At 48.8% G+C, this 22,932-nt stretch carries 22 protein-coding genes and 2 tRNA genes; 23 read left to right on the top strand and 1 reads right to left on the bottom strand.

Annotation, left to right across the window (positions count from 1 at the left end; all coding sequences use genetic code 11):
* Positions 1–28 precede the first annotated feature (28 nt).
* From mfd to lysS, 23 genes are all read left to right on the top strand, one after another.
* The gene (mfd, locus tag KNQ15_RS14025; RefSeq protein WP_214729821.1) at positions 29–3,544 is read left to right on the top strand and encodes a transcription-repair coupling factor; all 3,516 of its coding nucleotides are present in this window, start codon (positions 29–31) and stop codon (positions 3,542–3,544) included.
* Positions 3,541–5,088, top strand: a complete 1,548-nt coding sequence (locus KNQ15_RS14020; protein WP_069940140.1) for a putative polysaccharide biosynthesis protein — start codon at positions 3,541–3,543, stop codon at positions 5,086–5,088. The genes mfd and KNQ15_RS14020 overlap by 4 nt, the downstream gene beginning before the upstream one ends.
* A complete protein-coding gene (gene yabN, locus KNQ15_RS14015; protein ID WP_069940141.1) occupies positions 5,085–6,515 on the top strand; it encodes a bifunctional methyltransferase/pyrophosphohydrolase YabN in 1,431 nt (476 codons plus the stop codon). The genes KNQ15_RS14020 and yabN overlap by 4 nt, the downstream gene beginning before the upstream one ends.
* A complete protein-coding gene (locus tag KNQ15_RS14010) occupies positions 6,512–6,784 on the top strand; it encodes an RNA-binding S4 domain-containing protein (RefSeq protein ID WP_023466556.1) in 273 nt (90 codons plus the stop codon). The genes yabN and KNQ15_RS14010 overlap by 4 nt, the downstream gene beginning before the upstream one ends.
* Positions 6,785–6,850: 66 nt before the next feature.
* Positions 6,851–7,228, top strand: coding sequence for an FtsB family cell division protein (locus tag KNQ15_RS14005; protein ID WP_023466557.1), 378 nt, complete (start codon positions 6,851–6,853; stop codon positions 7,226–7,228).
* Between the two features lie 83 nt (positions 7,229–7,311).
* Positions 7,312–7,827: a S1 domain-containing RNA-binding protein gene (locus KNQ15_RS14000; RefSeq protein ID WP_023466558.1), complete on the top strand. Its 516-nt coding sequence runs from the start codon at positions 7,312–7,314 to the stop codon at positions 7,825–7,827.
* Between the two features lie 153 nt (positions 7,828–7,980).
* Positions 7,981–8,057 (top strand) — tRNA-Met (locus KNQ15_RS13995).
* Positions 8,058–8,066: 9 nt separating this feature from the next.
* Positions 8,067–8,138, top strand: a tRNA-Glu gene (locus KNQ15_RS13990).
* Between the two features lie 69 nt (positions 8,139–8,207).
* Positions 8,208–9,440, top strand: a complete 1,233-nt coding sequence (gene tilS / locus KNQ15_RS13985) for a tRNA lysidine(34) synthetase TilS (protein ID WP_069940142.1) — start codon at positions 8,208–8,210, stop codon at positions 9,438–9,440.
* Between the two features lie 33 nt (positions 9,441–9,473).
* Entirely contained in the window at positions 9,474–10,019 is a 546-nt protein-coding gene (gene hpt, locus KNQ15_RS13980; RefSeq protein ID WP_023466560.1) for a hypoxanthine phosphoribosyltransferase, read from the top strand.
* Positions 10,020–10,139: 120 nt separating this feature from the next.
* On the top strand, positions 10,140–12,143 hold the full coding sequence (gene ftsH, locus KNQ15_RS13975) for an ATP-dependent zinc metalloprotease FtsH (RefSeq protein ID WP_214729820.1): 2,004 nt from the start codon (positions 10,140–10,142) through the stop codon (positions 12,141–12,143).
* Between the two features lie 180 nt (positions 12,144–12,323).
* A complete protein-coding gene (locus KNQ15_RS13970) occupies positions 12,324–13,085 on the top strand; it encodes a type III pantothenate kinase (protein ID WP_035399500.1) in 762 nt (253 codons plus the stop codon).
* Positions 13,086–13,095: 10 nt separating this feature from the next.
* Positions 13,096–14,019 (top strand): Hsp33 family molecular chaperone HslO, encoded by a 924-nt coding sequence (hslO, locus tag KNQ15_RS13965; RefSeq protein WP_029343062.1) that lies wholly within the window; start codon positions 13,096–13,098, stop codon positions 14,017–14,019.
* A 12-nt stretch (positions 14,020–14,031) separates the two neighbouring features.
* Positions 14,032–14,343, top strand: a complete 312-nt coding sequence (locus KNQ15_RS13960; protein ID WP_023466564.1) for a SurA N-terminal domain-containing protein — start codon at positions 14,032–14,034, stop codon at positions 14,341–14,343.
* A gap of 80 nt (positions 14,344–14,423) precedes the next feature.
* Positions 14,424–15,368 (top strand): cysteine synthase A, encoded by a 945-nt coding sequence (gene cysK, locus KNQ15_RS13955; protein ID WP_023466565.1) that lies wholly within the window; start codon positions 14,424–14,426, stop codon positions 15,366–15,368.
* 87 nt (positions 15,369–15,455) lie between these two features.
* Positions 15,456–16,841: an anthranilate synthase component I family protein gene (locus KNQ15_RS13950; protein ID WP_214729819.1), complete on the top strand. Its 1,386-nt coding sequence runs from the start codon at positions 15,456–15,458 to the stop codon at positions 16,839–16,841.
* Positions 16,838–17,419 (top strand): anthranilate synthase component II, encoded by a 582-nt coding sequence (locus KNQ15_RS13945; protein ID WP_058703631.1) that lies wholly within the window; start codon positions 16,838–16,840, stop codon positions 17,417–17,419. Before KNQ15_RS13950 ends, KNQ15_RS13945 begins: the two co-directional genes overlap by 4 nt.
* Positions 17,403–18,242 (top strand): aminotransferase class IV, encoded by an 840-nt coding sequence (locus tag KNQ15_RS13940; protein WP_214729818.1) that lies wholly within the window; start codon positions 17,403–17,405, stop codon positions 18,240–18,242. The genes KNQ15_RS13945 and KNQ15_RS13940 overlap by 17 nt, the downstream gene beginning before the upstream one ends.
* On the top strand, positions 18,239–19,024 hold the full coding sequence (gene folP / locus KNQ15_RS13935) for a dihydropteroate synthase (protein ID WP_214729817.1): 786 nt from the start codon (positions 18,239–18,241) through the stop codon (positions 19,022–19,024). The genes KNQ15_RS13940 and folP overlap by 4 nt, the downstream gene beginning before the upstream one ends.
* A 2-nt stretch (positions 19,025–19,026) precedes the next feature.
* Entirely contained in the window at positions 19,027–19,398 is a 372-nt protein-coding gene (folB, locus tag KNQ15_RS13930) for a dihydroneopterin aldolase (protein WP_029343068.1), read from the top strand.
* Positions 19,395–19,910 carry a 2-amino-4-hydroxy-6-hydroxymethyldihydropteridine diphosphokinase gene (gene folK, locus KNQ15_RS13925; protein ID WP_047392671.1) on the top strand — a complete coding sequence of 172 codons (516 nt, stop codon included), beginning with the start codon at positions 19,395–19,397 and terminating at the stop codon, positions 19,908–19,910. Before folB ends, folK begins: the two co-directional genes overlap by 4 nt.
* Positions 19,910–20,902, top strand: coding sequence for a tRNA dihydrouridine synthase DusB (gene dusB / locus KNQ15_RS13920; protein ID WP_069940144.1), 993 nt, complete (start codon positions 19,910–19,912; stop codon positions 20,900–20,902). Before folK ends, dusB begins: the two co-directional genes overlap by 1 nt.
* A 161-nt stretch (positions 20,903–21,063) precedes the next feature.
* Positions 21,064–22,545: a lysine--tRNA ligase gene (lysS, locus tag KNQ15_RS13915; RefSeq protein ID WP_214729822.1), complete on the top strand. Its 1,482-nt coding sequence runs from the start codon at positions 21,064–21,066 to the stop codon at positions 22,543–22,545.
* Between the two features lie 198 nt (positions 22,546–22,743).
* Here lysS and KNQ15_RS13910 read toward each other — a convergent pair.
* Positions 22,744–22,932: hypothetical protein (locus KNQ15_RS13910; RefSeq protein WP_214729816.1), on the bottom strand; the 189-nt coding region annotated here is incomplete at its 5' end.

Below are 22,932 nucleotides of genomic sequence, written 5' to 3'. Positions count from 1 at the left end.
TTTGCTGTCGTGTTTTAGGAGGAAGAAGATGAAACAATTACAAGAACTCTTACTAGCGATTCCTGAAATCAAGACGGTTCGGGAACGCTTCCGGGACGGTGTCAACGCCCAGTTGATCACCGGTCTGATGAACAGTGGGAAAGCATTGTTCGTCGCCGGGATTTATCAGGAGACGAAACGTCGATTCGTACTCGTGACACATAATATGTTCCAAGCGCAAAAACTGTACGATGATTTGATTGAACTCGTACCGGAAGAAGACGTCATGCTCTATCCAGTCGATGAGACGTTAGCAGCAGAACTTTCTTATGGCGCCAGTCCAGAACTGCGGGCGACGCGGATCGAGACCCGCCATCGTTTACTGACGACAGACGACGGGATCCTGATCATTCCGCTCGTTGGCTTGCGTCGATATGTTCCAGATGCACAGACGTTCCTGTCACACGTCAAACAGGTGAAGCCGGGCGACATCTTATCGATTCCGGACTTCGTCCAGGATTTAGTCGATGCGGGGTACGAACGGACAGCGACGGTGACGACACCAGGTGAGTTTGCTGTTCGCGGAAGTATCATCGATATTTATCCGCTCACGGTCGAACGTCCGTACCGGCTCGATCTATTTGACGAGGAAGTCGACTCGATCTATACATTTGATGCGGAGACTCAACGTTCGCTCGGTGTCGTCGCAGAAGCATGTTTGATGCCAGCAGCCGAACACTTCGCGACGAAGGATCAGTTGAAGGACGCGGGTGAAAAAGTCCGTCGTCTTTATGAGGCGACGAAAGAGCGCGTCCAAAGTACGGAGGTCCTCGCGGCACTTGAAGAGGGAATCGCCTATGACGTCGAGTTGTTAGAAAACGGCGATCGTCCGAAACAGTTCGCGAAGTATGCACCGATTCTCTACACGTCGACGTTACGTCAAGACGTGACGGGAAGCGTCTTGATCGTCGATGAAGTCGCACGGGTCGAAGAAGCGGCGGAAGTCCAGGATGCAGAGGAAGCAGAATGGATGGCGTCTCTCATTGAACGCGGACAAAGCGTCAGTGATTACGTCCTGTCTGTTCCGATGGCACATGTCTTTGAAGGACAACCATTGTTGTATCTCTCGCTCCTACCGACCCGCCGGAGTGGGGTACCGGAAAGTGCGGCAATCCATTTCAGCATCAAACCGATTGCACCGTTCCATGGTCAGATGGAACGCCTGAAGCAAGAAGTCGAGCGATATCGTCGCGCTGACATGTGGATGGTTTTCTTAGCGAGTAACCGAGAACGTGCCGAGCGGATGCGTCAGACGTTATCCGATTATGGGGTCGAAGCCTCGATCGTAACGAAAGAAGGCATCACTCGTGGTCAACCAGCGATCCTGATTGGGGGAATTCATGGTGGATTCGAGATGACGAATGCGCGTCTCGTCGTCATCACGGAAGAAGAAGTCTTCAAGCAACCAGCGCGTCGCCGGAAGCAAACGACGAAGCTGACGAACGCTGAACGGATTAAGAGCTACCAAGAATTGAAGACAGGCGATTACGTCGTTCATATTCATCATGGGATTGGTCGGTACCACGGCATCAAGACGATTGATGTAGCCGGTAATCATCAGGACTATCTCCATCTCGTTTACGCGGGAGAGGACTCTTTGTATGTTCCTGTCGATCAGATCGACTTGATTCAAAAGTATGTCGGGGCTGAAGGGAAAGAGCCGAAGATCTATAAACTCGGCGGGACGGAATGGAAAAAGGTCAAAGCGAAGGTTCAAAAATCGGTCGAAGATATCGCTGATGAATTGATCAAGCTCTATGCTGCTCGTGAAGCTGCCGTCGGTTTTGCGTTCCCAGAGGACGACGATAACATGCAAGCGTTCGAGGCTTCCTTCCCGTATGAGGAAACGGTCGATCAATTGCGATCGATTGCCGAGATCAAGAAAGATATGGAACGTCCGCGTCCGATGGATCGTCTATTATGTGGCGACGTTGGATACGGAAAAACAGAAGTGGCGATTCGGGCAGCGTTCAAAGCGGTCATGTCTGGAAAACAAGTTGCGTTGCTCGTACCGACGACCGTCCTTGCACAACAACACTACGAAACGATGCTTGAGCGATTCAGTGAATGGCCGATTCGTGTGTCGGTCATGAGCCGGTTCCGTTCGCCAGCAGAATTAAAGGCGACGAAACAAGGACTAAAAGAGGGGACGATCGATGTCGTCGTCGGAACACACCGTGTGCTGTCGAAAGACGTCCAGTTCGCTGATATCGGATTGTTGATCATTGATGAAGAGCAACGTTTCGGCGTTAAACATAAAGAACGTCTGAAACAGTTGAAGACGAACGTCGACGTCTTGACGTTGACGGCGACACCGATTCCAAGGACATTGCACATGTCGATGATCGGAATCCGTGATCTCTCGGTCCTTGAGACACCGCCGGAAAACCGTTACCCGGTCCAAACGTATGTCATGGAATACGACGGAATCGTCATGCGGGAAGCACTCGAGCGGGAACTCGGTCGAGGGGGACAAGCGTTCTTCCTCTATAACCGGGTCGAAGGCATCGAGCGAAAGGCAGAAGAGATTCGTGCGCTCGTACCGGAAGCGCGAATCGTGACGGCGCACGGTCGGATGACGGAAACCGAACTCGAGAGTCAGTTAATCGCGTTCTTCGAAGGGGACGCGGATGTTCTTGTCAGTACGACAATCATCGAGACAGGAATCGACATTCCGAACGTCAATACGTTGATTGTTCATGACGCGGATCAAATGGGACTATCCCAACTGTATCAATTACGCGGTCGTGTCGGTCGGTCAAGCCGCGTCGCCTATTCGTACTTTACGTACCGTCCGCAAAAACGATTGACGGAAGTCGCGGAAAGTCGTCTACAGGCGATCAAGGAATTCACAGAGCTCGGTAGCGGCTTTAAGATCGCGATGCGCGACTTATCGATTCGCGGTGCCGGGAACTTACTTGGTTCCCAACAATCGGGCTTCATTGATTCGGTCGGTTTCGATCTTTATTCGCAGATGCTGGCAGAAGCAGTTGAAGAACGCAAAGAACGAATGAAAGGTAAAAAACGCGTCCAGAAATTCGTGCCGGAGTTCACGTTCAGTCTTGATGCGTATATTCCATCACACTACATGACGGACTCCGAGCTGAAAATCGAGTTTTACAAACGCTTGAAATATGTCGATACCGTCGATAGTCTCGAACAGCTCGAAACAGAGATACTCGAACGATTCGGTGAGTTCCCAGATGAGGTTGCTCGTTTAATCCAATTGACACGGATGAGGATTTTTGCCGAACGGGCGCGTGTCGAGCGTGTCAAACAAACCGATCCGAAAATCGAAATCGTTTTGTCGCTCGAATCCACACAGCAGCTTGACGTGGCGGACTTCGTTAAATGGACTGTTCCGCTAGGACGTGGTCTAGGCATGGGACAACAAGAACAGAAACTCGTCTTGACCCTGAACCGGAATAAACAGTCGACGCAACAGATGACGATGCAGGCAGAACAGTTGCTAGCAGAGCTTGATCGTCGGCTCGTCGCGCGATGAATAGACGAACGATTGCGCAAGGCGCAGCACTACTTGCGATCTCTAGCTATATCTCGAAATTGCTCAGCTTCTTTTACCGGATTCCATATCAGAATCTCGCCGGCGATTTCGGATTGTACGTCTATCAGACGGTCTATCCCTTATTCGCGATAGCGGCAGCGCTTGGCATTTATGCGCTGCCCGTCATCGTGGCGAAGTTGACGCTCCATCATCCAGACGAGAAACGAGAAGTCTTGTGGTCGATTTTCTATGTCTTGCTTGCGATGACAGTCTTCTTCGGATTACTTGGTTGGTGGATCGCCCCAACGCTCGCAGGGTGGTTCGGGGATGAGAAACTGGTCGTTCCCTTGCGTGCGGTGACATGTACGTTTTATTTACTACCCGTGATTGCCGTTCTTAGAGGTATGTTTCAAGCAGATCTCGAGATGCGACCGACGGCTGTATCCCAAGTCTCTGAAAATGCCGTCCGCGTCGGACTATTGTTGCTCGTGACCTATATCGGTGTCTCGATGCAGGCGGACCCTTACTGGATTGGTGCCAGTGCCCATCTGACAGCGATCGGCGGTAGCATCGTTTCGTTATTCGTCCTGTTACGTTTTGCGAAAGGAAAAATCGGTCGCCCTGTATTTTCAAGTATTCACGTACGGCGGGTCGGAAAGGTGCTCGTGACAAGCGGGGTGGCGGTCAGTATCGCCTCACTTGCTTTATTGCTGATGCAATTGATCGATGGATTGACGTTCGTCAATCTACTTGGCAATACGACGGAGACGAAAATTGAAAAAGGGGTGCTCGACCGTGGGTATCCGTTACTCCAATTTGCGATTCTCTTTGCAACGTCGATGAGTCTTGCGAGTGTTCCGTCCTTATCGACCGCATATCGTAAACACGATTCGCAGATGATGCGTCAACAACTGGAGACATTACTCCGTTCCGGTCTATTGATTGCCGCTGCAGCGACGATCGGACTAATGGGTGTGATGCGTCCGCTCAATATTGCGTTATATCAAGATGACCAAGGAACAGCAGGACTGATTTGGCTCGCGGCGACGGCATTTGCTGCTTCGATTGCGATGATGATCGTCTCTTGTCTCCAGTCGGTCGATGCTGAAAAGTATGCGCTCGTTGGTGTTCTTGTCGGATTAGGGGCGAAGCTCGCTCTGAATCTCTATTTCATTCCCCGATATGGTATGATCGGGGCGGGTATGGCGACATTTGGCGGTTTTGCCGTCATGGCGGCAGCACAATGGATTTTATTGAACCGGAAGTTTGGTCGCGTATCGGCAGGAAACACGTTCTACCGACGACTGGTCTTACCTGTGCTCGCCATGGGTGTGTTTCTGTATCTGATCGAAACGTTCTTTCAGCTGTTTGAGCTTGAGACACGAATCGGTGCGGCACTCGAAGTCGGCGTCCTTGTCGTCGGTGGTGCCATCATTTATGGCAGTATGGCGTTACGCGTCCGTGCATTAACAGAACAAGAGTGGGCGCTATTGCCTTTAGGAGATAAGTTATATCAGATGTACCAACGTAGGAGGAGCATATGACACACCGAATCAAAATCGTCGGTCTTGGCGTCGGCGAACTCGAACAATTGCCGTTTGGCATCTATCGATTATTAAAAAACACGACACAGCCTGTCTATTTACGGACAATGGATCATCCAGTCGTTTCAGAACTCGCAGCAGAGGGAATGAAGTTTACATCATTTGACTCGGTTTACGAACGACATAGTCGGTTTGAAGACGTATACACAGAAATCGTTGAGGAATTGCTTCGTCTCTCAAAGACGACGGACATCATTTATGCCGTCCCAGGTCATCCACTGGTCGCGGAGAGTACCGTCCAGCAGTTATTAGAGCGGACGGACGCGGTCGACGTCATAGGCGGACAAAGTTTTCTTGATCCGATGTTCGCAGCGCTTGGTGTGGATCCAATTGAAGGATTCCAGTTGCTTGATGCAACAGCGTTTGCCGTCGATGAAGCACAGATCCGTCAGCATCTACTAATTGGACAAGTTTATGATGCGCTCGTCGCGGGCGACTTAAAGGTCCAGTTGATGGAACGTTATCCGGACGAACATCTAGTCACTTTGGTCACGGCAGCGGGTACAAGCAAACAGTCCGTCCAAAGCGTACCGTTATATGAACTCGATCATGTGACGACGCTCAGTAACTTGACGACAGTCTACGTGCCACCGGTCACGGATGAGCAGACGTTGAACCGTGACTTCGCGACACTAAAAGAGATCATCGCGCGATTACGCGGTGAAGGCGGTTGTCCATGGGATCAAGAGCAGACGCATGAGTCCTTAAAACGTCATTTAATCGAAGAATCTTACGAATTACTGGAAGCAATCGACCTTCAGGACGATAACTTAATGATAGAAGAGCTAGGAGACGTCCTTTTACAGGTCATGCTCCACGCACAAATTGGTCTAGATGAAGGGTATTTTGATATTCGAGACGTCATCGGAAGCGTCAGTGATAAGATGATTCGTCGCCATCCGCATGTCTTTGGGGAAACAACAGTCGATTCTTCAGCAGACGTCGTTTCGAACTGGCAAGACATCAAAGCACAAGAAAAGCCGGAGCGGACTTCCTTGCTCGATGGTGTGACAAAAGGAGCACCCGCTTTGATGCGCGCAGAAGACATTCAAAAGAAAGTGGCGAAAGTCGGTTTTGAATGGAGTGACGTCGAGGGTGCACTTGAAAAAGTAATCGAAGAGTTACGTGAATTGAAGGAAGCCGCACCAGAAGAACGACTAGGTGAATTCGGAGATGTTCTGTTTTCGATGACGCTCGTCGGGAAATACCTCGGTCTCTCGGCAGAAGAGGGGCTACAACAGACGAATGATAAATTCATCCGTCGCTTTACGCGAATGGAACAACTAGCGGACCGACCGCTCGTTGAGATGACGCTTGAAGAGCAAGATTCACTCTGGCATCAAGCGAAGCAGGAGGAACAGTCATGAGACTTGATAAATTTTTAAAAGTATCGCGTCTGATCAAACGACGGACGCTTGCAAAAGAAGTAGCGGATCAAGGTCGGATCACGATCAATGGTAATGTGGCGAAAGCAAGTAGCACGGTAGCAGCAGGTGATGAGATGACAATCCGGTTCGGAAACAAGATTGTCACGGTTGCGATTTCGAGCATTAAAGAACATGCCAAAAAAGAAGAAGCGTCTGATATGTATGAGATCATCCGTGAAGAAAAGGTGAATTCCGAAGAATCGATGTAATTTACCGGAAAAAGGAAGTATACTAAAGAGTGTCAGGGATGACCACTCAGAAAGAGGAGGGATGATATGCCAACACCGCTCGAATCAGGGCGTCCAGCGCCAAAGATCAAGCCGCTCAATGACCGTAAGAAGCAGTTGAGTCAGAATGCCATCGAAAACCGTCGACGCCTCAAAAATCGCTTTTTCTTGTGTCTGACCGTCTTTTTGCTCATCTTTTCCCTCATGGGGTGGTCATACATGGAAAAACGGCAATTGATCGCTGAACAAAAGCAGTCGTTTCAAGTCGCTGAACAAGAGCAGACGAAAGCAAAAAAAGAGACCGCCCGTCTGAAGGAAGAAATCAATCGTCTCAATGATAAAGAGTATGTAGCGAACTTAGCTCGGAGCGAGTTGCTCTATTCGAAAAAAGGGGAAACGATCTTCTACTTTTCACCGGAAGACTAATTGAAGGTTGCCGATTGATTGAAAAAAGAATGAATCACTCGTATAATAAGAAACGAATCAACTAAAAAGGAGCAATACAATTTATGTCGATTGAAGTAGGCAGCAAAGTGCAAGGGAAAGTAACAGGCATCACGAATTTCGGAGCGTTCGTTGAGTTACCAACAGGGAAAACTGGTCTTGTTCACATCAGTGAAGTGGCAGATTCTTACGTTAAAGACATCAATGATGTGTTGACGGTTGGTCAAGAAATCACCGTCAAAGTCTTAAGTGTTGAAAACGATGGTAAGATTGGTCTTTCCATCAAAAAAGCCGTCGATCGTCCAGAAGGCGAACGTCCTCGTCCTGCACGTCAGTTCGACCGTGGACCACGTCCAGCAGGACAAGATCGTGGACCACGTTCGTTCGATAACAAAGGACCACGTGGAGGCGGTAACCGTGGAGGCTTCAACAAAGGCGGCCGTGGTACACCACCACCGCGCAAAGAACAATCGTTCGATACGCTGATGTCTAGTTTCCTGAAAGATAGTGAAGATCGTCTTGCTACATTGAAACGTCAAACGGATTCAAAACGTGGCGGACGCGGCGCAAAACGTCAATAACTTGCTGACCTGTTCTTTATAAGAATAGAGATGGAATGACGCCGTTCATTCCATCTTTTATTTTTTTGAAATTATTTTTAGAAAAAGCGTTGACTTTCATTTGACCTGCCCGTATTATAGAAAATGTGCTTAAGACGCACGAGTTAAAAATATGGCGGTGTAGCTCAGCTGGCTAGAGCGTACGGTTCATACCCGTGAGGTCGTGGGTTCGACTCCCTCCGCCGCTACCATATTTTTTTGGCCCGTTGGTCAAGCGGTTAAGACACCGCCCTTTCACGGCGGTAACACGGGTTCGAATCCCGTACGGGTCATTCTCAAAAGCTATCTCTATTATATAGAGATAGCTTTTTTTAGGTTTTAACGGAAAGGGGGAAATCGCTATGGAAGGTATGCCGTTCGAACCACTTTTAGTAGGTGTTTCGGGAGGTTGTGATTCGATGGTACTCGTCGATCGGTTGTACAAAGAAGGTTACGATATCGCGATTGCGCATGTGCATCATGGATTACGAGAGGCGTCCGACGAAGAAGCGTGCTTTATTAAGGAGTGGGCAACGGCCCGAAAGATATCTTTTTTCATGACGCGTTTAGAATGGACAGGACGTACGAGCTCTCAAGCAGCTTGTCGCGAAGAGAGATATGCGTTTTTTGAACGAATCATGGAAGAGACCGGGCGCTCGCGTCTGATTCTCGCCCATCATCAAGACGATCAAATTGAGACGCTACTCATTCAGCTCATTCGTGGAGAAGCGCAGGTTGATGGTATTCCCGTCGTTCGTCCGTTTGGTAACGGTTGGTTGCATCGACCGTTGCTACATGAATCGAAGCAGGCTTTGCTCGAGTATGCGTTGCAACATGAAGTTCCGTGGCGAGAAGATGCGTCAAATGCAGAAACTACTTATTTGCGCAATCAAATCCGACATATGATTGTTCCGCCACTCCGAGAAATTCGTCCGGAGTTTGAACAAGCAACAGCAGCTGCAGCACATGCGCGACAGCAAATCATGCGTGAGCAGGTGACATTCGTCGCGACGTATCTCGACCGATGTAAGGAAGCGAACGGAATTCCGGTAGCACGTATTTTAGAATTACCGACGGATTTACAGCGGCTTGTCTTGCCGACGCTAACGGGAGAAACGTTTTCTTCAGAAACGATTCGTCACTTCATCACGTGGCTTCGGGTGGATAAGGGCTCGGACGAAGTGTATTATGGAAACTGGAGGATGCGACGTGCATATGGCTTTTTGATGCAGGATCGTGTGATACGGTCAATGAATGACGATTTACCGTTTCAAGTAGGGGAGAATTTGGGAACGTATCATTATGGTGAACAAATGGTTCGCTTCTCAATCGGAAACCAAGGTATCCCGCTGGACGCGATTGCGTTCCCGTTGACGGTGCGCCCGCCATGTCCGGGAGATCGAATCCAGCTTGCTGTGGGTTCGAAAAAAGTCAGTCGAATTCTGATTGATGCTAAGGTTCCGCGTTATCTCCGGGAACAGGTTCCGGTCGTCGTCGATGCAAATGGAGTGATTTTAGCCGTCATTGGACATCGAATTGCAATATTCGGGTCATTTGAACTCCTCGCAAAATCTTATTTAATGATAGAATGGTAATGTAGTGTTTATTATGGAGGAGGAATACCTAGCATGACCTTGATGAACGATATGGAAAAAGTACTGATTTCAGAAGAAGAGATCCAAAATAAAGTGGGCGAACTCGCCGGCGAATTGACAGCGGATTATCACGATCGTTTTCCGTTGCTTGTGTGTGTCTTAAAAGGCGCAATGCCTTTCATGTCTGATCTTGTGAAAAAGATGGATATGCATCTTGAAATGGACTTCATGGACGTTTCAACGTATCACGGTGGGACAACATCAACAGGTGAAGTCAAGATTGAAAAAGATTTGAACACATCGGTAGAAGGACGCGACATCTTGATTGTCGAAGATATCATCGACAGCGGATTGACGCTTGGTTACCTCGTCGACCTCTTCAAGTACCGGAAAGCGAAGTCTGTTAAGATCGTGACGTTGCTCGACAAACCAACAGGACGGAAGAATGACTTGCATGCAGATTACAGCGGCTTCGTCATTCCACACGAATTCGTCGTCGGTTATGGTCTGGATTACGAAGAGAAATACCGTAACCTTCCGTATGTAGGTGTCTTGAAACCTGCAGTCTATGGCGGCTAATTATTTTTAATCTCGTCTGTCCCATGATAAGATGAAACCAATTACAAAGCGCGCCCTGTCGCGCCAGGATTCGTATTCATCCACTAGAAAAACGAGATGGATGCGGAGAGGAGGCATAAGATGAACCGAGCAGTGAAGAATACCCTCGTGTTTGGGGTCATTTTTCTAGCTTTGATCTTGTTTCTGCAATACTTGCAGAGTCCAGTGAACAAAAGCAAAGAAATCAATTACACACAGTTTGTCGAGTCTGTTGAAAAAGGTGAAATCAAGACGGCTACCTTCCAATATGAAGGGCAGACGTATAATGTGACAGGAGATTTGCGTGAAAAAGATTCGACGTATGAGACAGTCGTACCGGCTGTTGATACGGAATTAACGGATCTCTATACGCAACTCAGAAGCCAAGGAGTCAAATTGGACTTCAAGGCAGCAGAAACGAATGGTGGTTGGATCGCGTTACTGACGACGATCGTTCCATTCATCATCATCTTCATCCTCTTCTTCTTCTTGATTAATCAAGCACAAGGTGGCGGTGGTGGCGGTCGCGTCATGAACTTCGGGAAATCGAAGGCACGCCTCTATGATACAGAGAAGAAAAAGATCACGTTTGATGATGTAGCCGGCGCAGACGAAGAGAAACAAGAACTCGTCGAAGTCGTCGAATTCTTGAAAGATCCACGTAAATTCGCGAAACTCGGTGCCCGTATTCCGAAAGGTGTCCTCCTCGTAGGTCCTCCAGGTACAGGTAAGACGTTGCTCGCGCGTGCTGCAGCTGGTGAAGCTGGCGTACCATTCTTCTCGATTTCAGGTTCTGACTTCGTTGAGATGTTCGTCGGTGTCGGGGCATCACGTGTCCGTGACTTGTTCGAAAACGCGAAGAAAAATGCACCATGTATCATCTTCATCGATGAAATCGATGCTGTCGGTCGTCAACGGGGCGCAGGTCTCGGTGGTGGACACGATGAGCGTGAGCAGACATTGAACCAACTTCTCGTTGAGATGGATGGATTCAGTGAAAACGAAGGCATCATCATGATCGCAGCAACGAACCGTGCTGATATTCTTGACCCAGCATTACTCCGTCCAGGTCGTTTTGACCGTCAAATCACGGTTGACCGTCCAGATGTCGTCGGTCGTGAAGCAGTCTTGAAAGTTCACGCACGGAATAAACCGCTCGATTCAACGGTTGATTTGAAAGCTATCGCACAGCGGACACCTGGATTCTCAGGTGCGGATCTTGAGAACCTTCTGAATGAAGCAGCACTTGTTGCAGCACGTTCAGACCGTGATAAAGTGTCGATCGTTGATCTCGAAGAAGCGATTGACCGTGTCATCGCGGGACCAGCGAAGAAGAGCCGGATCATCTCGCCGAAAGAGAAAAAGATTGTCGCATGGCACGAAGCAGGACATACGATCATTGGTGTCACGCTCGACGATGCGGATGAAGTACACAAAGTAACGATCGTTCCTCGCGGTAACGCGGGTGGATATGTCGTCATGTTGCCAAAAGAAGATCGTTACTTCATGACGAAGCCGGAACTCGAAGATAAGATTACTGGATTGCTCGGTGGTCGCGTCGCAGAGGACATCGTCTTCGGAGAAGTCTCGACTGGAGCAAGCAATGACTTCCAGCGTGCGACAGGTCTTGCACGGAAAATGGTCATGGAGTTCGGGATGAGTGAAAAACTCGGACCGCTTCAATTCGGATCAGGTCAAAGCGGTAACGTCTTCCTCGGTCGTGATTTCCAAAACGAACAGAATTACTCGGATGCAATTGCACACGAGATCGATACGGAAATCCAAGCGATCATCAACCGCTGTTACCAAAAAGCGAAAGATATCCTGACTGAGAAACGCGATCAGCTCGACTTGATTGCAACAACGTTGCTTGAAGTTGAAACACTTGATCAAAAACAAATTCACCATCTCCTAGAGACAGGCGAATACAAAAAACATGAACCAGAAGCAACGACTCCAACAGCAGAAGAGAAAGCACCGGAATCGACAGATGCAACTGTTGATCAACCGACAGAGTCTCCAACGCAAATGGGTTCAGTCGTTGACGAAGGGAAAAATGTAGATACGGATACACCAGATACGCCGCGTCGCGACGATCAAGTGTAAACGGATGGAACGGATTCGATTGATATCGAATCCGTTCTTTTTTGTGGCAGATCGAGCGAATACACATCGGTAGGTGTGACCATACGAGCATGGTATAATCACAACGTATATAGTTCCGATCGTGAAACAACGGAATACAATAGAAGCATGAAAATTGAGAAGAAGCGGGGAAATAAGCAAATGATTTTAGTCATCGATGTCGGAAATACGAATATCGTCTTAGGTGTCTATCAAGGACAAGAGTTGATTGAGCATTGGCGGATTGCGACAGACCGGACACGGACGACGGACGAATACGGTATGCTCGTCAAAGCGTTGTTCCGTGACGCAGAGCTAAACGTGGAAGAAATCGAGGGAATCGTGTTATCATCTGTCGTACCCCCCGTCGTGTTTCCACTAGAAAATATGTGTGTGCGTTACTTTAAACGTCGTCCGTTCTTGATTGGACCAGGAATCAAGACAGGACTCGATTTAAAAGTCGATAATCCACGGGAAGTGGGAGCCGATCGAATCGTCAATGCAGTAGCGGCGACGGCGAAATACGAGGGGCCGATGATCATCGTCGATTTCGGAACAGCGACGACGTATTGTTACATCGATGCACAAAAACGGTATTACGGTGGCATCATCTCACCCGGTGTGATGGTTGCAACCGAGGCACTCTATAATAAGGCAGCAAAATTGCCGCGAATCGAAATCGCGAAACCGCAGTCAGCGATTGGACGGAATACGATCCATGCGATGCAGTCGGGGACCTATTTCGGATATGTGGCACAGGTGGACGGACTCGTTCACCGGATGAAAGAAGAAATGGGAGAAGCGAAGGTCATTGCGACTGGTGGCTTAGCCCGATTAATCAGCGAGGAATCCACGATGATTGAGATCGTCGATCCATTCTTGACGTTAGATGGATTACGGATTATCTACGAAAGAAATAAGTGAGGGAATCAAGATGAAACGTGAAGAATTATTAGCACAATTAAAAGATGACTATTTAGTACGGGCGTTAGGTTTCAATGGAGAAGTCCGTGCGTTTGCGATCCGTTCGACAAAAACGGTCTATGAAGCGCAACTGCGTCACCAGACGACACCGGTCGTCACGGCAGCGCTCGGTCGAACACTGACAATCGGCGCAATGATGGGTACGATGCAAAAGGGCGATACACGAGTCACATTAAAAGTCGAAGGCGATGGACCGATTGGGAAAATCATCGTCGATGCTGACGCAAAAGGTGTCGTTCGTGGATATGTCAGTCGTCCCCGTGTCGAAATGGATACGTACGTTAATGCAGACGGTCTGACGAAACTAAAAGTCGGTGAAGCGGTCGGTCGCGGAAACATCTCTGTCATCAAAGACCTCGGGTTGCGTGACTTCGTCGGTGGTCAATCGCCGATTCAAACAGGTGAGATCAGCGAAGACTTCACGTATTACTTCGCTGTATCGGAACAAAGCCCATCGGTCGTTGGAGCTGGCGTTCTCGTCTATCCGGAAGACGAATCAGTCATTGCAGCAGGTGGCTTGATCGTTCAATTGATGCCAGGTGCGTCGGAAGAGACGATCTCAGCACTTGAAAAACGTGTTGGAGCCCTTAAACCGATCTCGATTCTCGTCGGTGAGGAAAAAACACCAGAAGAAATGTTAGAACTCGTTCTCGGTGACTACGAACATCTTGATACGATTCCGGTATCATTCGAATGTACGTGTGACCGTGAAAAATTAGCGACAGCGATCATCGCTCTTGGACCAGATGAGATTCAAGCGATGATTGATGAAGATGGTGGTGCGGAAGCGGTTTGTCACTTCTGTTCAGAGCATTATCACTATGATGTTCCAGAATTAGAGGAACTTCGTGAAAAATCACTCGAAAGAGCATAAGAGGGATCTAATATGGGGAATGTACAACCTAAGTACTTGTGGATGTTGATCTTCATCTTAATGTTGACGAATTTCATGACCGGTGCTTACGCCTTCATGGGTGAGCTCCCAAAGGTCGATTCTCCTAAAATCGTTCAAGACAGCATCGGTGGTCCGCTCGAGGATGTCGTCGCCGAAGTCGGTGATGAGAAAATCACGCGCGCGATGGTCTATCAGACGATGCGAACGGAACAGGAAAAACAGACGATTGATCGTTTGATTCAAGAAGCGGTCGAACGCCAGACGAAGGATGGAAAAAAGCCGGAAGTCAAACGCTTTGATTGACAGATTTCATCCAGTCCGCTGATAATTAGTCTATCGGATTACTTGGAATTCAAGCGGTTCACTAATGAGGAGGAATGGTCATGCGTATTGCGAATTCAGTATTAGATTTAGTCGGTCGGACCCCGATCGTCAAGTTACATCATCTAACGGGTCCTGAGGATGCAGATGTGTATCTGAAATTGGAGTACATGAACCCTGGATCAAGCGTAAAAGACCGGATCGCGTTATCCATGATTGAGGCAGCAGAAGAAGCGGGTCAACTTAAAGAAGGAGACACGATCATCGAGCCGACGAGTGGGAACACAGGCATCGGACTAGCGATGGTCGCTTCGGCGAAAGGATATCGCGCCATTCTCGTCATGCCGGAAACGATGAGCATGGAGCGCCGGACGTTGCTCCGCGCCTATGGTGCGGAATTGATTCTGACACCGGGTCCTGAAGGAATGAAGGGTGCGATCGCTCGCGCGACAGCGGAAGCAGAAGAACACGGTTACTTCATGCCACAACAATTCAATAACGGTGCCAATCCAGTCGTTCATGAAAAAACGACAGGTCCTGAAATCGTCGAAGCGTTCGAAGGCATGCAACTCGATGCATTCATCGCGGGAATTGGAACGGGTGGAACGATCACCGGTGCTGGTAAAGTGTTACGCGATGCCTTCCAAGGGATTGAAATCATTGCTGTTGAACCAACGGATTCACCTGTCTTATCGGGTGGTAAACCGGGACCGCACAAACTGCAAGGAATCGGTGCTGGATTCGTGCCGTCGATTCTTGATACTGAGATTTATGATGGTGTTGAGCAGATCACGACGGAAGAAGCATTTGATCACGCACGGCGAGCAGCGAAGACGAACGGTGTCTTAGGTGGTATCTCGTCAGGTGCTGCGATTGCAGCAGCGCTCAAGACGGCGAAACGTCTCGGGAAAGGGAAAAACGTTCTCGCGATCATTCCTTCGAATGGGGAGCGGTACTTAAGTACACCGCTGTATCAAATCGAGGAAGAAGCAGACCAATCGAAGTAATCAACTGGACGTACACGGAAGTCATTCGGCTTCCGTGTACTTTTTTGCGTATAATGAGAGCAGAATAGTGTGAAGTGGGGGACGCGTATGCGACAGACGAAATACAAAGCAGTACCATGGACGAAAGAACAATTCTACAATCGATATGTTGAACAGACGAATGGAACAGCGGGACACGTCTGGCTCGAAAGCGGTCGAATCGGACGGTATACGATGGCGGCGACTCGTCCTGTCGGATACGTCCGGACGAAGGACGGGATGACGACGATTGAGACAGATGGAAAAGTCGAGATGTCGACGGCGAATCCGTTTGATGTACTCGAACAGCTCCGCGTCGAACGTGAATCGATCCGACCGGATGGAATGCCACCTTTCTTTGGTGGATTTGCCGGTTACGTCAGTTATGATGCCGTTCGTTATTTAGAAAAGCTACCGGAGCGAGCGGTGGATGATTTGCAAACACCCGATCTGTCATTTTACTGGTACGATGAAGTCGCTGTGTTTGATGAGGAGACGAAGCAGTTGTTCATTGCCGTGACACGAGACACGGCAAAAGAAGCAGAGCGAGTTCTTGAAACGGAAGTCGCGCGTTGGTGCATCGAGACGGACGCACCTCAATTTACAGCGACTGGTTCATCAGGTGAGCGGGAACGGGCTTTCGGGCAGGAAGCGTTCATGACAGCGGCACACCGGATTAAATCCTATATTGAGGACGGTGACGTTTTCCAAATTAATTTGTCCGTCCGTCAACAAGAGCCGCTTGGGACGACAGCGGAACATTTGTATGATGTATTACGACAAGTCAATCCTTCTCCGTACATGGGCTACTTTGCGGATGAAGATTTAACACTCGTGTCCGCCTCACCCGAGTTGCTCGTTGAAAAAATCGGTGATGCGTTAGCGACACGCCCGATCGCGGGAACACGGCCACGCGGGAAGGATGAAGCAGAGGATTTACGACTTGCGAAAACCTTACTCGATAACGAAAAAGAACGGGCAGAACATGTGATGCTTGTTGATTTAGAGCGGAATGATTTAGGACGCGTCAGTCGTTATGGTACGGTTCATGTCGATGAGTTGATGGTGATTGAGAAATACTCGCACGTGCAGCACATCGTCTCAAACGTCAGAGGGGAAGTAGCTCCGGAACACTCGGGGAGTCAGGTGCTCGCTGCGATGTTCCCAGGTGGTACGATCACTGGCGCACCAAAAATCCGGACGATGGAAATCATTGAAGAACTGGAACCGGTCCGGCGTGGTATCTATACTGGGTCGCTTGGCTTCATCAGTTGGGCGGATGATGTCATTTTCAATATCTTGATCCGGACACTCGTCGCAAAAGACGGGATGGCATATGTTCAAGCAGGTGCTGGAGTCGTCACAGATTCGGACGCAGCACGTGAATACGAAGAGTCACTTAGTAAAGCCAAAGCGTTATGGGTGACAAAAGAAACAGCGGAGGTAACGCAATGATTGTATTAATTGATAACTATGATTCCTTTACGTACAACTTAGTCCAGTATTTCGGCGAACTTGGGCAAGACATCCGGGTATTTCGCAACGACGCGATCACGCTTGCGGAAATCGAAGCGTTGCAACCTGATCATCTTGTCATCTCACCAGGTCCTTGTACGCCGAATGAAGCGGGGATCAGTTTAGAGGCGATTGCTTACTTTGCTGGGAAGGTGCCGATACTAGGGGTCTGCTTAGGTCATCAAGCGATTGGACAAGTATTCGGTGGTAAAGTCGTCCGAGCGAAGGAATTGATGCACGGAAAAGTCTCGCCACTGGCGCATGACGGACAAGGCATCTTTGAACGGATCCCACAAGCGACACCGGTGACACGTTATCACTCACTCGTCGTTGAACGCGAAACATTCCCGGAAGTGCTCGAAGTGACGGCGGAAGCAGGTGGAGAAATCATGGCACTCCGTCACCGGACGTTGCCGATTCTCGGTGTCCAGTTCCATCCGGAAGCGATTTTGACGCGAGACGGTAAGCAGATGTTAAAAAATTTCTTGGAGTTGACGCATTATGTATCTCTGGCATGACGGAACTATTAAACGAGAAGAAGAGGTACGCATCTCCCCACTCGATCACGGATTCGTCTACGGGATGGGTGTGTTCGAGACGTTTCGGACGTATAATGGACATCCGTTTTTGTTTGATGACCATATCGAACGTTTACGGATGAGTTGTGTCGCACTCGGGATCCAGTTAGGATATGACCGGGAAACCTTACGGCAAGCGATCCAAGATTTGTATGCAGCATATGAGGCGAACGATTTATACATTCGGTTGAATGTCTCGGCCGGTCCACGCGAGATCGGGTTATCAATCGATCCTTACGACACGCCGACCGTGTTGATCTATGCGAAACCAATCGCTCCGCGAAAACGGGCGGAACGGGCACTCGAGACGATTCGTTTACCGCGTAGTACACCGGAGACGACATACCGCTTGAAGTCGCATCATTACATGAACAATCTAGTGGCGAAACGCCAATTGTTCAATCCGGAAGCAGAAGGGCTGTTTTTAACGAAGGAAGGTCATGTCTGTGAAGGGATTACGTCAAATATTTTTTGGCGTTACGGAAGTACATGGTATACGTCACCGCTTGAGACCGGTGCACTGAACGGAATTACTCGTCAGTTCCTCATGCAACATTTACCGGTCGAAGAACGCCTGGCGTATTTACCACAGCTCGAAGAAGCAGACGAGATCATCTATACGAATTCCGTTCAGGAAGCGGTCGCGATTTCGTCACTTGACGGACGTCCTTTCCCCGGAATCAACGGATTAGGATATGCACAAATCATGACGCTGTTCGATCAATCCGTCGAACATGTGACGACAAGGAGGGAACAACGATGACCTACATCATGGGTATCTTGAATGTGACGCCGGACTCCTTTTCAGACGGTGGACAATATGTCGATGTCGAACAAGCGATGCGGCAAGCGCGTCAGCTCGTCGCGGACGGAGCGGATGCGATCGATGTCGGTGGAGAGTCGACACGACCGGGTGCAGCGTTCGTATCAGTCGAAGAAGAACTCGCTCGTGTTTTACCGATCATCAAGCGAATCAAACGAGAGCTGAACGTCCTCGTGTCGATCGATACGTACAAACCGGTCGTCGCAGAAGCTGCTATTCAAGCAGGAGCGGACATCATCAACGATGTTTGGGGCTCGAAGTGGGGCGATCGTTCGATGGTCAACGTCGCAGCACGATACAGTGTACCCATCATTTTGATGCATAACCGGGAGACGGCGCATGGGGAAGATATGCTTGCAGAAGTTCGGGCTGACCTTGAGGAATCAATCCGATTAGCGAAACAGGCAGGTGTGGCGGAAGAGCACATTTGGCTCGACCCGGGGATTGGGTTCATGAAGACGCATGAAGAGAACTTGTACCTAATGCGTCATCTATCGATCGTAACGGACTTCGGATATCCAGTTTTACTCGGAACGTCTCGTAAATCGATGATCGGTCTCGCGCTTGGATTACCGACGGAAGAACGACTCGAAGGAACGATTGCGACGGTTTGCTACGGGATTCAACAAGGATGTGACTGGGTGCGTGTGCATGACGTCAAAGAAGTCAAACGGGCAGCGCAGATGATGGACATCATGTTGGCTGCGACGAAGGGGGAATAACGGTGGATCGAATTCACGTAACAGGAATGCGTTTTTATGGGTATCACGGTGTATTCGCAGAAGAGACGAAACTCGGTCAACGCTTTAATGTCGACTTATCGATCGGACTTGCATTGGCAGAAGCCGGTCGGACGGATGATTTGACGAAAAGTGTCAATTACGCCGAATTGTATGAAGCGACGAAACGTGTCGTCGAAGGAGAACCGCTCCAACTCGTCGAAGCCTTGGCGGATCGTATCGCAAAAGAAGTCTTTGCGTTAGATGAGCGAATTCAAGAAGCGTCGATCAAGGTCATCAAACCGGATCCGCCGATTGCCGGTCATTATGAACATGTGGCGGTCGAGATCAATCGCCTTCGGGAGGACTATGCATGAAGGAAGCTTATATTGCACTCGGTTCGAACATCGGTGATAAAGCGGCTCACTTAAGAGCAGCGATTGCTCGCCTAAGAGCGTTACCGTCCGTTCATGACGTAAAGACCTCTTCCATTTATGAGACTGTACCTGTCGGGTATCTCGATCAGGATTTATTCTATAATATGGTCGTCGCAGTTCGAACGACGGATGAGGCAGATGTCTTACTTGGACGACTGCAGGAAATTGAACAGCTAGAAGGACGCGAGCGTCTGTTCAAAAATGGACCACGGACGCTTGACTTAGATATTTTGCTGTATGAGGAAGAACGCATTGACCTCGAAGGATTAACCGTTCCGCATCCGCGGATGCAAGAGCGGGCATTCGTTCTCGCACCATTACGTGAGCTCGCAGCAACATTCGTCGTACCTGGTCTTGGGCAAAGTGTCGAGCGGTTGTATCAGCAGTTACCGGAGACAGAACGAAACGGTGTGCGACGCTTAGGTGGTCTTTTAGAAGCGGAGGAACAATAATGGAATTTAACATTGGCGATGTCAAACTGAAGAATCAAGTCATCTTGGCGCCGATGGCAGGCGTCTGTAATCCGGCGTTTCGATTAATCGCAAAAGAATTCGGTGCAGGACTTGTCTGTGCGGAGATGGTCAGCGATAAAGGCATCTTGTATGAGAACGAACGGACGCTACAGATGCTCTATGTGGATGAGCGGGAAAAACCGCTGAGTCTTCAAATCTATGGTGGTTCAAAAGAGACGCTCGTTCAAGCAGCACGATATGTCGAAGCGAACACGAATGCCGACATCATTGATATCAATATGGGCTGTCCGGTTCCGAAAGTCACGAAAAGTGATGCTGGAGCGAAATGGTTGCTTGATCCCGATAAGGTGTATGAGATGGTCCATGCGGTAACGCAAGCGATCGATAAACCGGTGACGGTCAAGATGCGGACCGGCTGGGACAGTCATCACATCTATTGTGTCGATAATGTCAAAGCGGCAGAAGCGGGTGGTGCGAAAGCCGTTGCCATCCACGGGCGAACACGTTCTCAAAAGTACGAAGGTGTCGCAGACTGGAACATCATTGGGGAAGCCAAAAAAGCGGTCAACATTCCAATCATCGGAAATGGAGATGTTCAGACTCCGCAAGATGCAAAACGGATGATTGACGAGATCGGCGTCGACGGTGTCATGATCGGACGGGCAGCTCTCGGGAACCCATGGATGTTGTATCAGACGATCCAGTATCTCGAATCAGGAACGCTTCCGGCAGAACCGACAGCGCGCGAGAAGATTGATATTTGTCTTTTGCACGCCACGCGACTGGTCGCGCTAAAGGGAGAAGAACTCGCCGTGCGCGAAATGCGGACACACGTCGCTTGGTACTTGAAAGGAATGAAGGGGAACGGTCGCGTTCGCAATGCGTTGTTTAATATCGATACGCACGCGGGACTCGTTGAACTCTTACAGCAGTACTTGCGGACACTCGAAGAAGACGTAGCATATGCCTAACAGGTAAAGTATGGTCGGACAGAGTCGTTTTGTGGTACGCTAGTTGCATTGAAGATGAGCGTATCGGTTTTCTAAAGGGCTGTCGGTCATTCCGGCAGCTTTTTATTCGAGAGAATCGTCGTGAACCATTATTAAAAGGAGTGAAGACAGTGAGTCAGGATATGGAAATGAACGATCAAATGCAGGTGCGTCTCGGTAAGATGAACGCCATGCGTGAACAAGGTCTCGATCCATTCGGCGCACGTTTTGAACGTTCGACGGATACTGCGAGCATTCGTGCATCATTTGGTGAACATACAAAAGAAGAGTTGGCTGAACTGAAACCGGAAGTTGCCATCGCGGGTCGTGTCATGACGACACGTCGTAAAGGAAAGGTTGGCTTTACGAACGTCCAGGATGTACAAGGTCAAATTCAGTTGTATGTCCGTAAAGATGATGTCGGTGAAGATGCCTATGAGATTTATAAGACATGTGACTTAGGTGACATCGTCGGGATCCAAGGTTACGTGTTCAAGACGAATGTTGGTGAACTCTCTGTTCACGTCACAGCATTTACGTTATTAACGAAAGCGTTACGTCCACTTCCGGATAAATATCACGGATTAAAAGATATCGAACAACGTTACCGTCAGCGTTACCTCGACCTTATTACGAACCAAGAATCACGTGAGACATTCATCGCACGGAGTAAAGTCATTCGTGGAATCCGTCAATATCTCGATAACCTCGGATACTTGGAAGTCGAAACACCAATGTTGCACACGATTGCGGGTGGAGCATCGGCTCGTCCGTTCATCACGCATCATAATGCACTCGACATGACGCTTTACATGCGGATTGCGATCGAGCTCCATTTGAAACGTTTGATCGTCGGTGGACTTGAGAAAGTCTACGAAATCGGTCGTGTGTTCCGTAATGAAGGAATCTCAACACGCCATAACCCAGAATTCACGATGATCGAACTCTATGAAGCGTATGCGGATTATAAAGACATCATGAACTTAACAGAGAATCTGATCGCTCACGTCGCACAAGAAGTACTCGGTACGACACAAGTCACTTACGGAGAAGACGTCATCGATCTATCTGTCGGTTGGAAACGAGCACACATGGTAGATCTCGTTAAAGAAGCAACAGGTGTCGACTTCTTCGAACAGATTTCAAACGAACGTGCCCTTGAACTGGCACATGAACACGCTGTTGAAGTCCAGTCGCACATGACGACGGGACATATCTTGAATGAGTTCTTCGAACAAAAAGTAGAAGAAACACTCGTCCAACCAACATTCGTCTATGGTCACCCTGTTGAAGTATCACCGCTGGCGAAGAAAAATCCAGAGGATCCACGTTTTACGGATCGCTTTGAATTATTCATCGTCCGTCGTGAGCATGCGAATGCCTTCACGGAATTGAACGATCCAATCGATCAACGTGAACGTTTCGAAGCACAACTCGTCGAAAAAGAAGCAGGAAACGACGAAGCACATGAAATGGATACAGACTTCATTGAAGCACTCGAGTACGGTATGCCGCCAACGGGTGGTCTTGGAATCGGGATCGATCGTCTCGTCATGCTGTTGACGAATGCGCCATCGATTCGTGATGTGTTACTCTTCCCGACGATGCGTCATCAACAAAATTAATGAGTAGAGCTCCGTTCCTTCTATACCTTATAGAAGGAACGGAGCGTTCTTTTTGAAGTCAATGTAGGGATAAACGAGTCAAAAAACGGGTAAATGAAAGTTTTTAAATGTTTTTCTAATAAAATGCTTGTACGATTCAAAAAGCCATGGTATATTACTTCTTGTGCCGCGAATGGTCGTGACACACAAAAATAAATATCAAAAAAGTTGTTGACAATCGGGTTGATAACTTGTTAAGATATTAAAGTTGCTGAAAACGACACGACGAACTTTGAAAACTGAACGATGAGGCAAAAATCGTATTCTACGGAATACAAACATGAATGAAGCGCAAGCTTCGTCAATCGTGACTTCGGTCACAAAAACGAGCAAGTCAAACACTTCATG

Source organism: Exiguobacterium sp. s168 (assembly GCF_018619035.1).
In the GTDB taxonomy this organism is placed as follows: domain Bacteria; phylum Bacillota; class Bacilli; order Exiguobacteriales; family Exiguobacteriaceae; genus Exiguobacterium_A; species Exiguobacterium_A acetylicum.
This window is presented reverse-complemented; position numbering and strand designations above follow the sequence as displayed.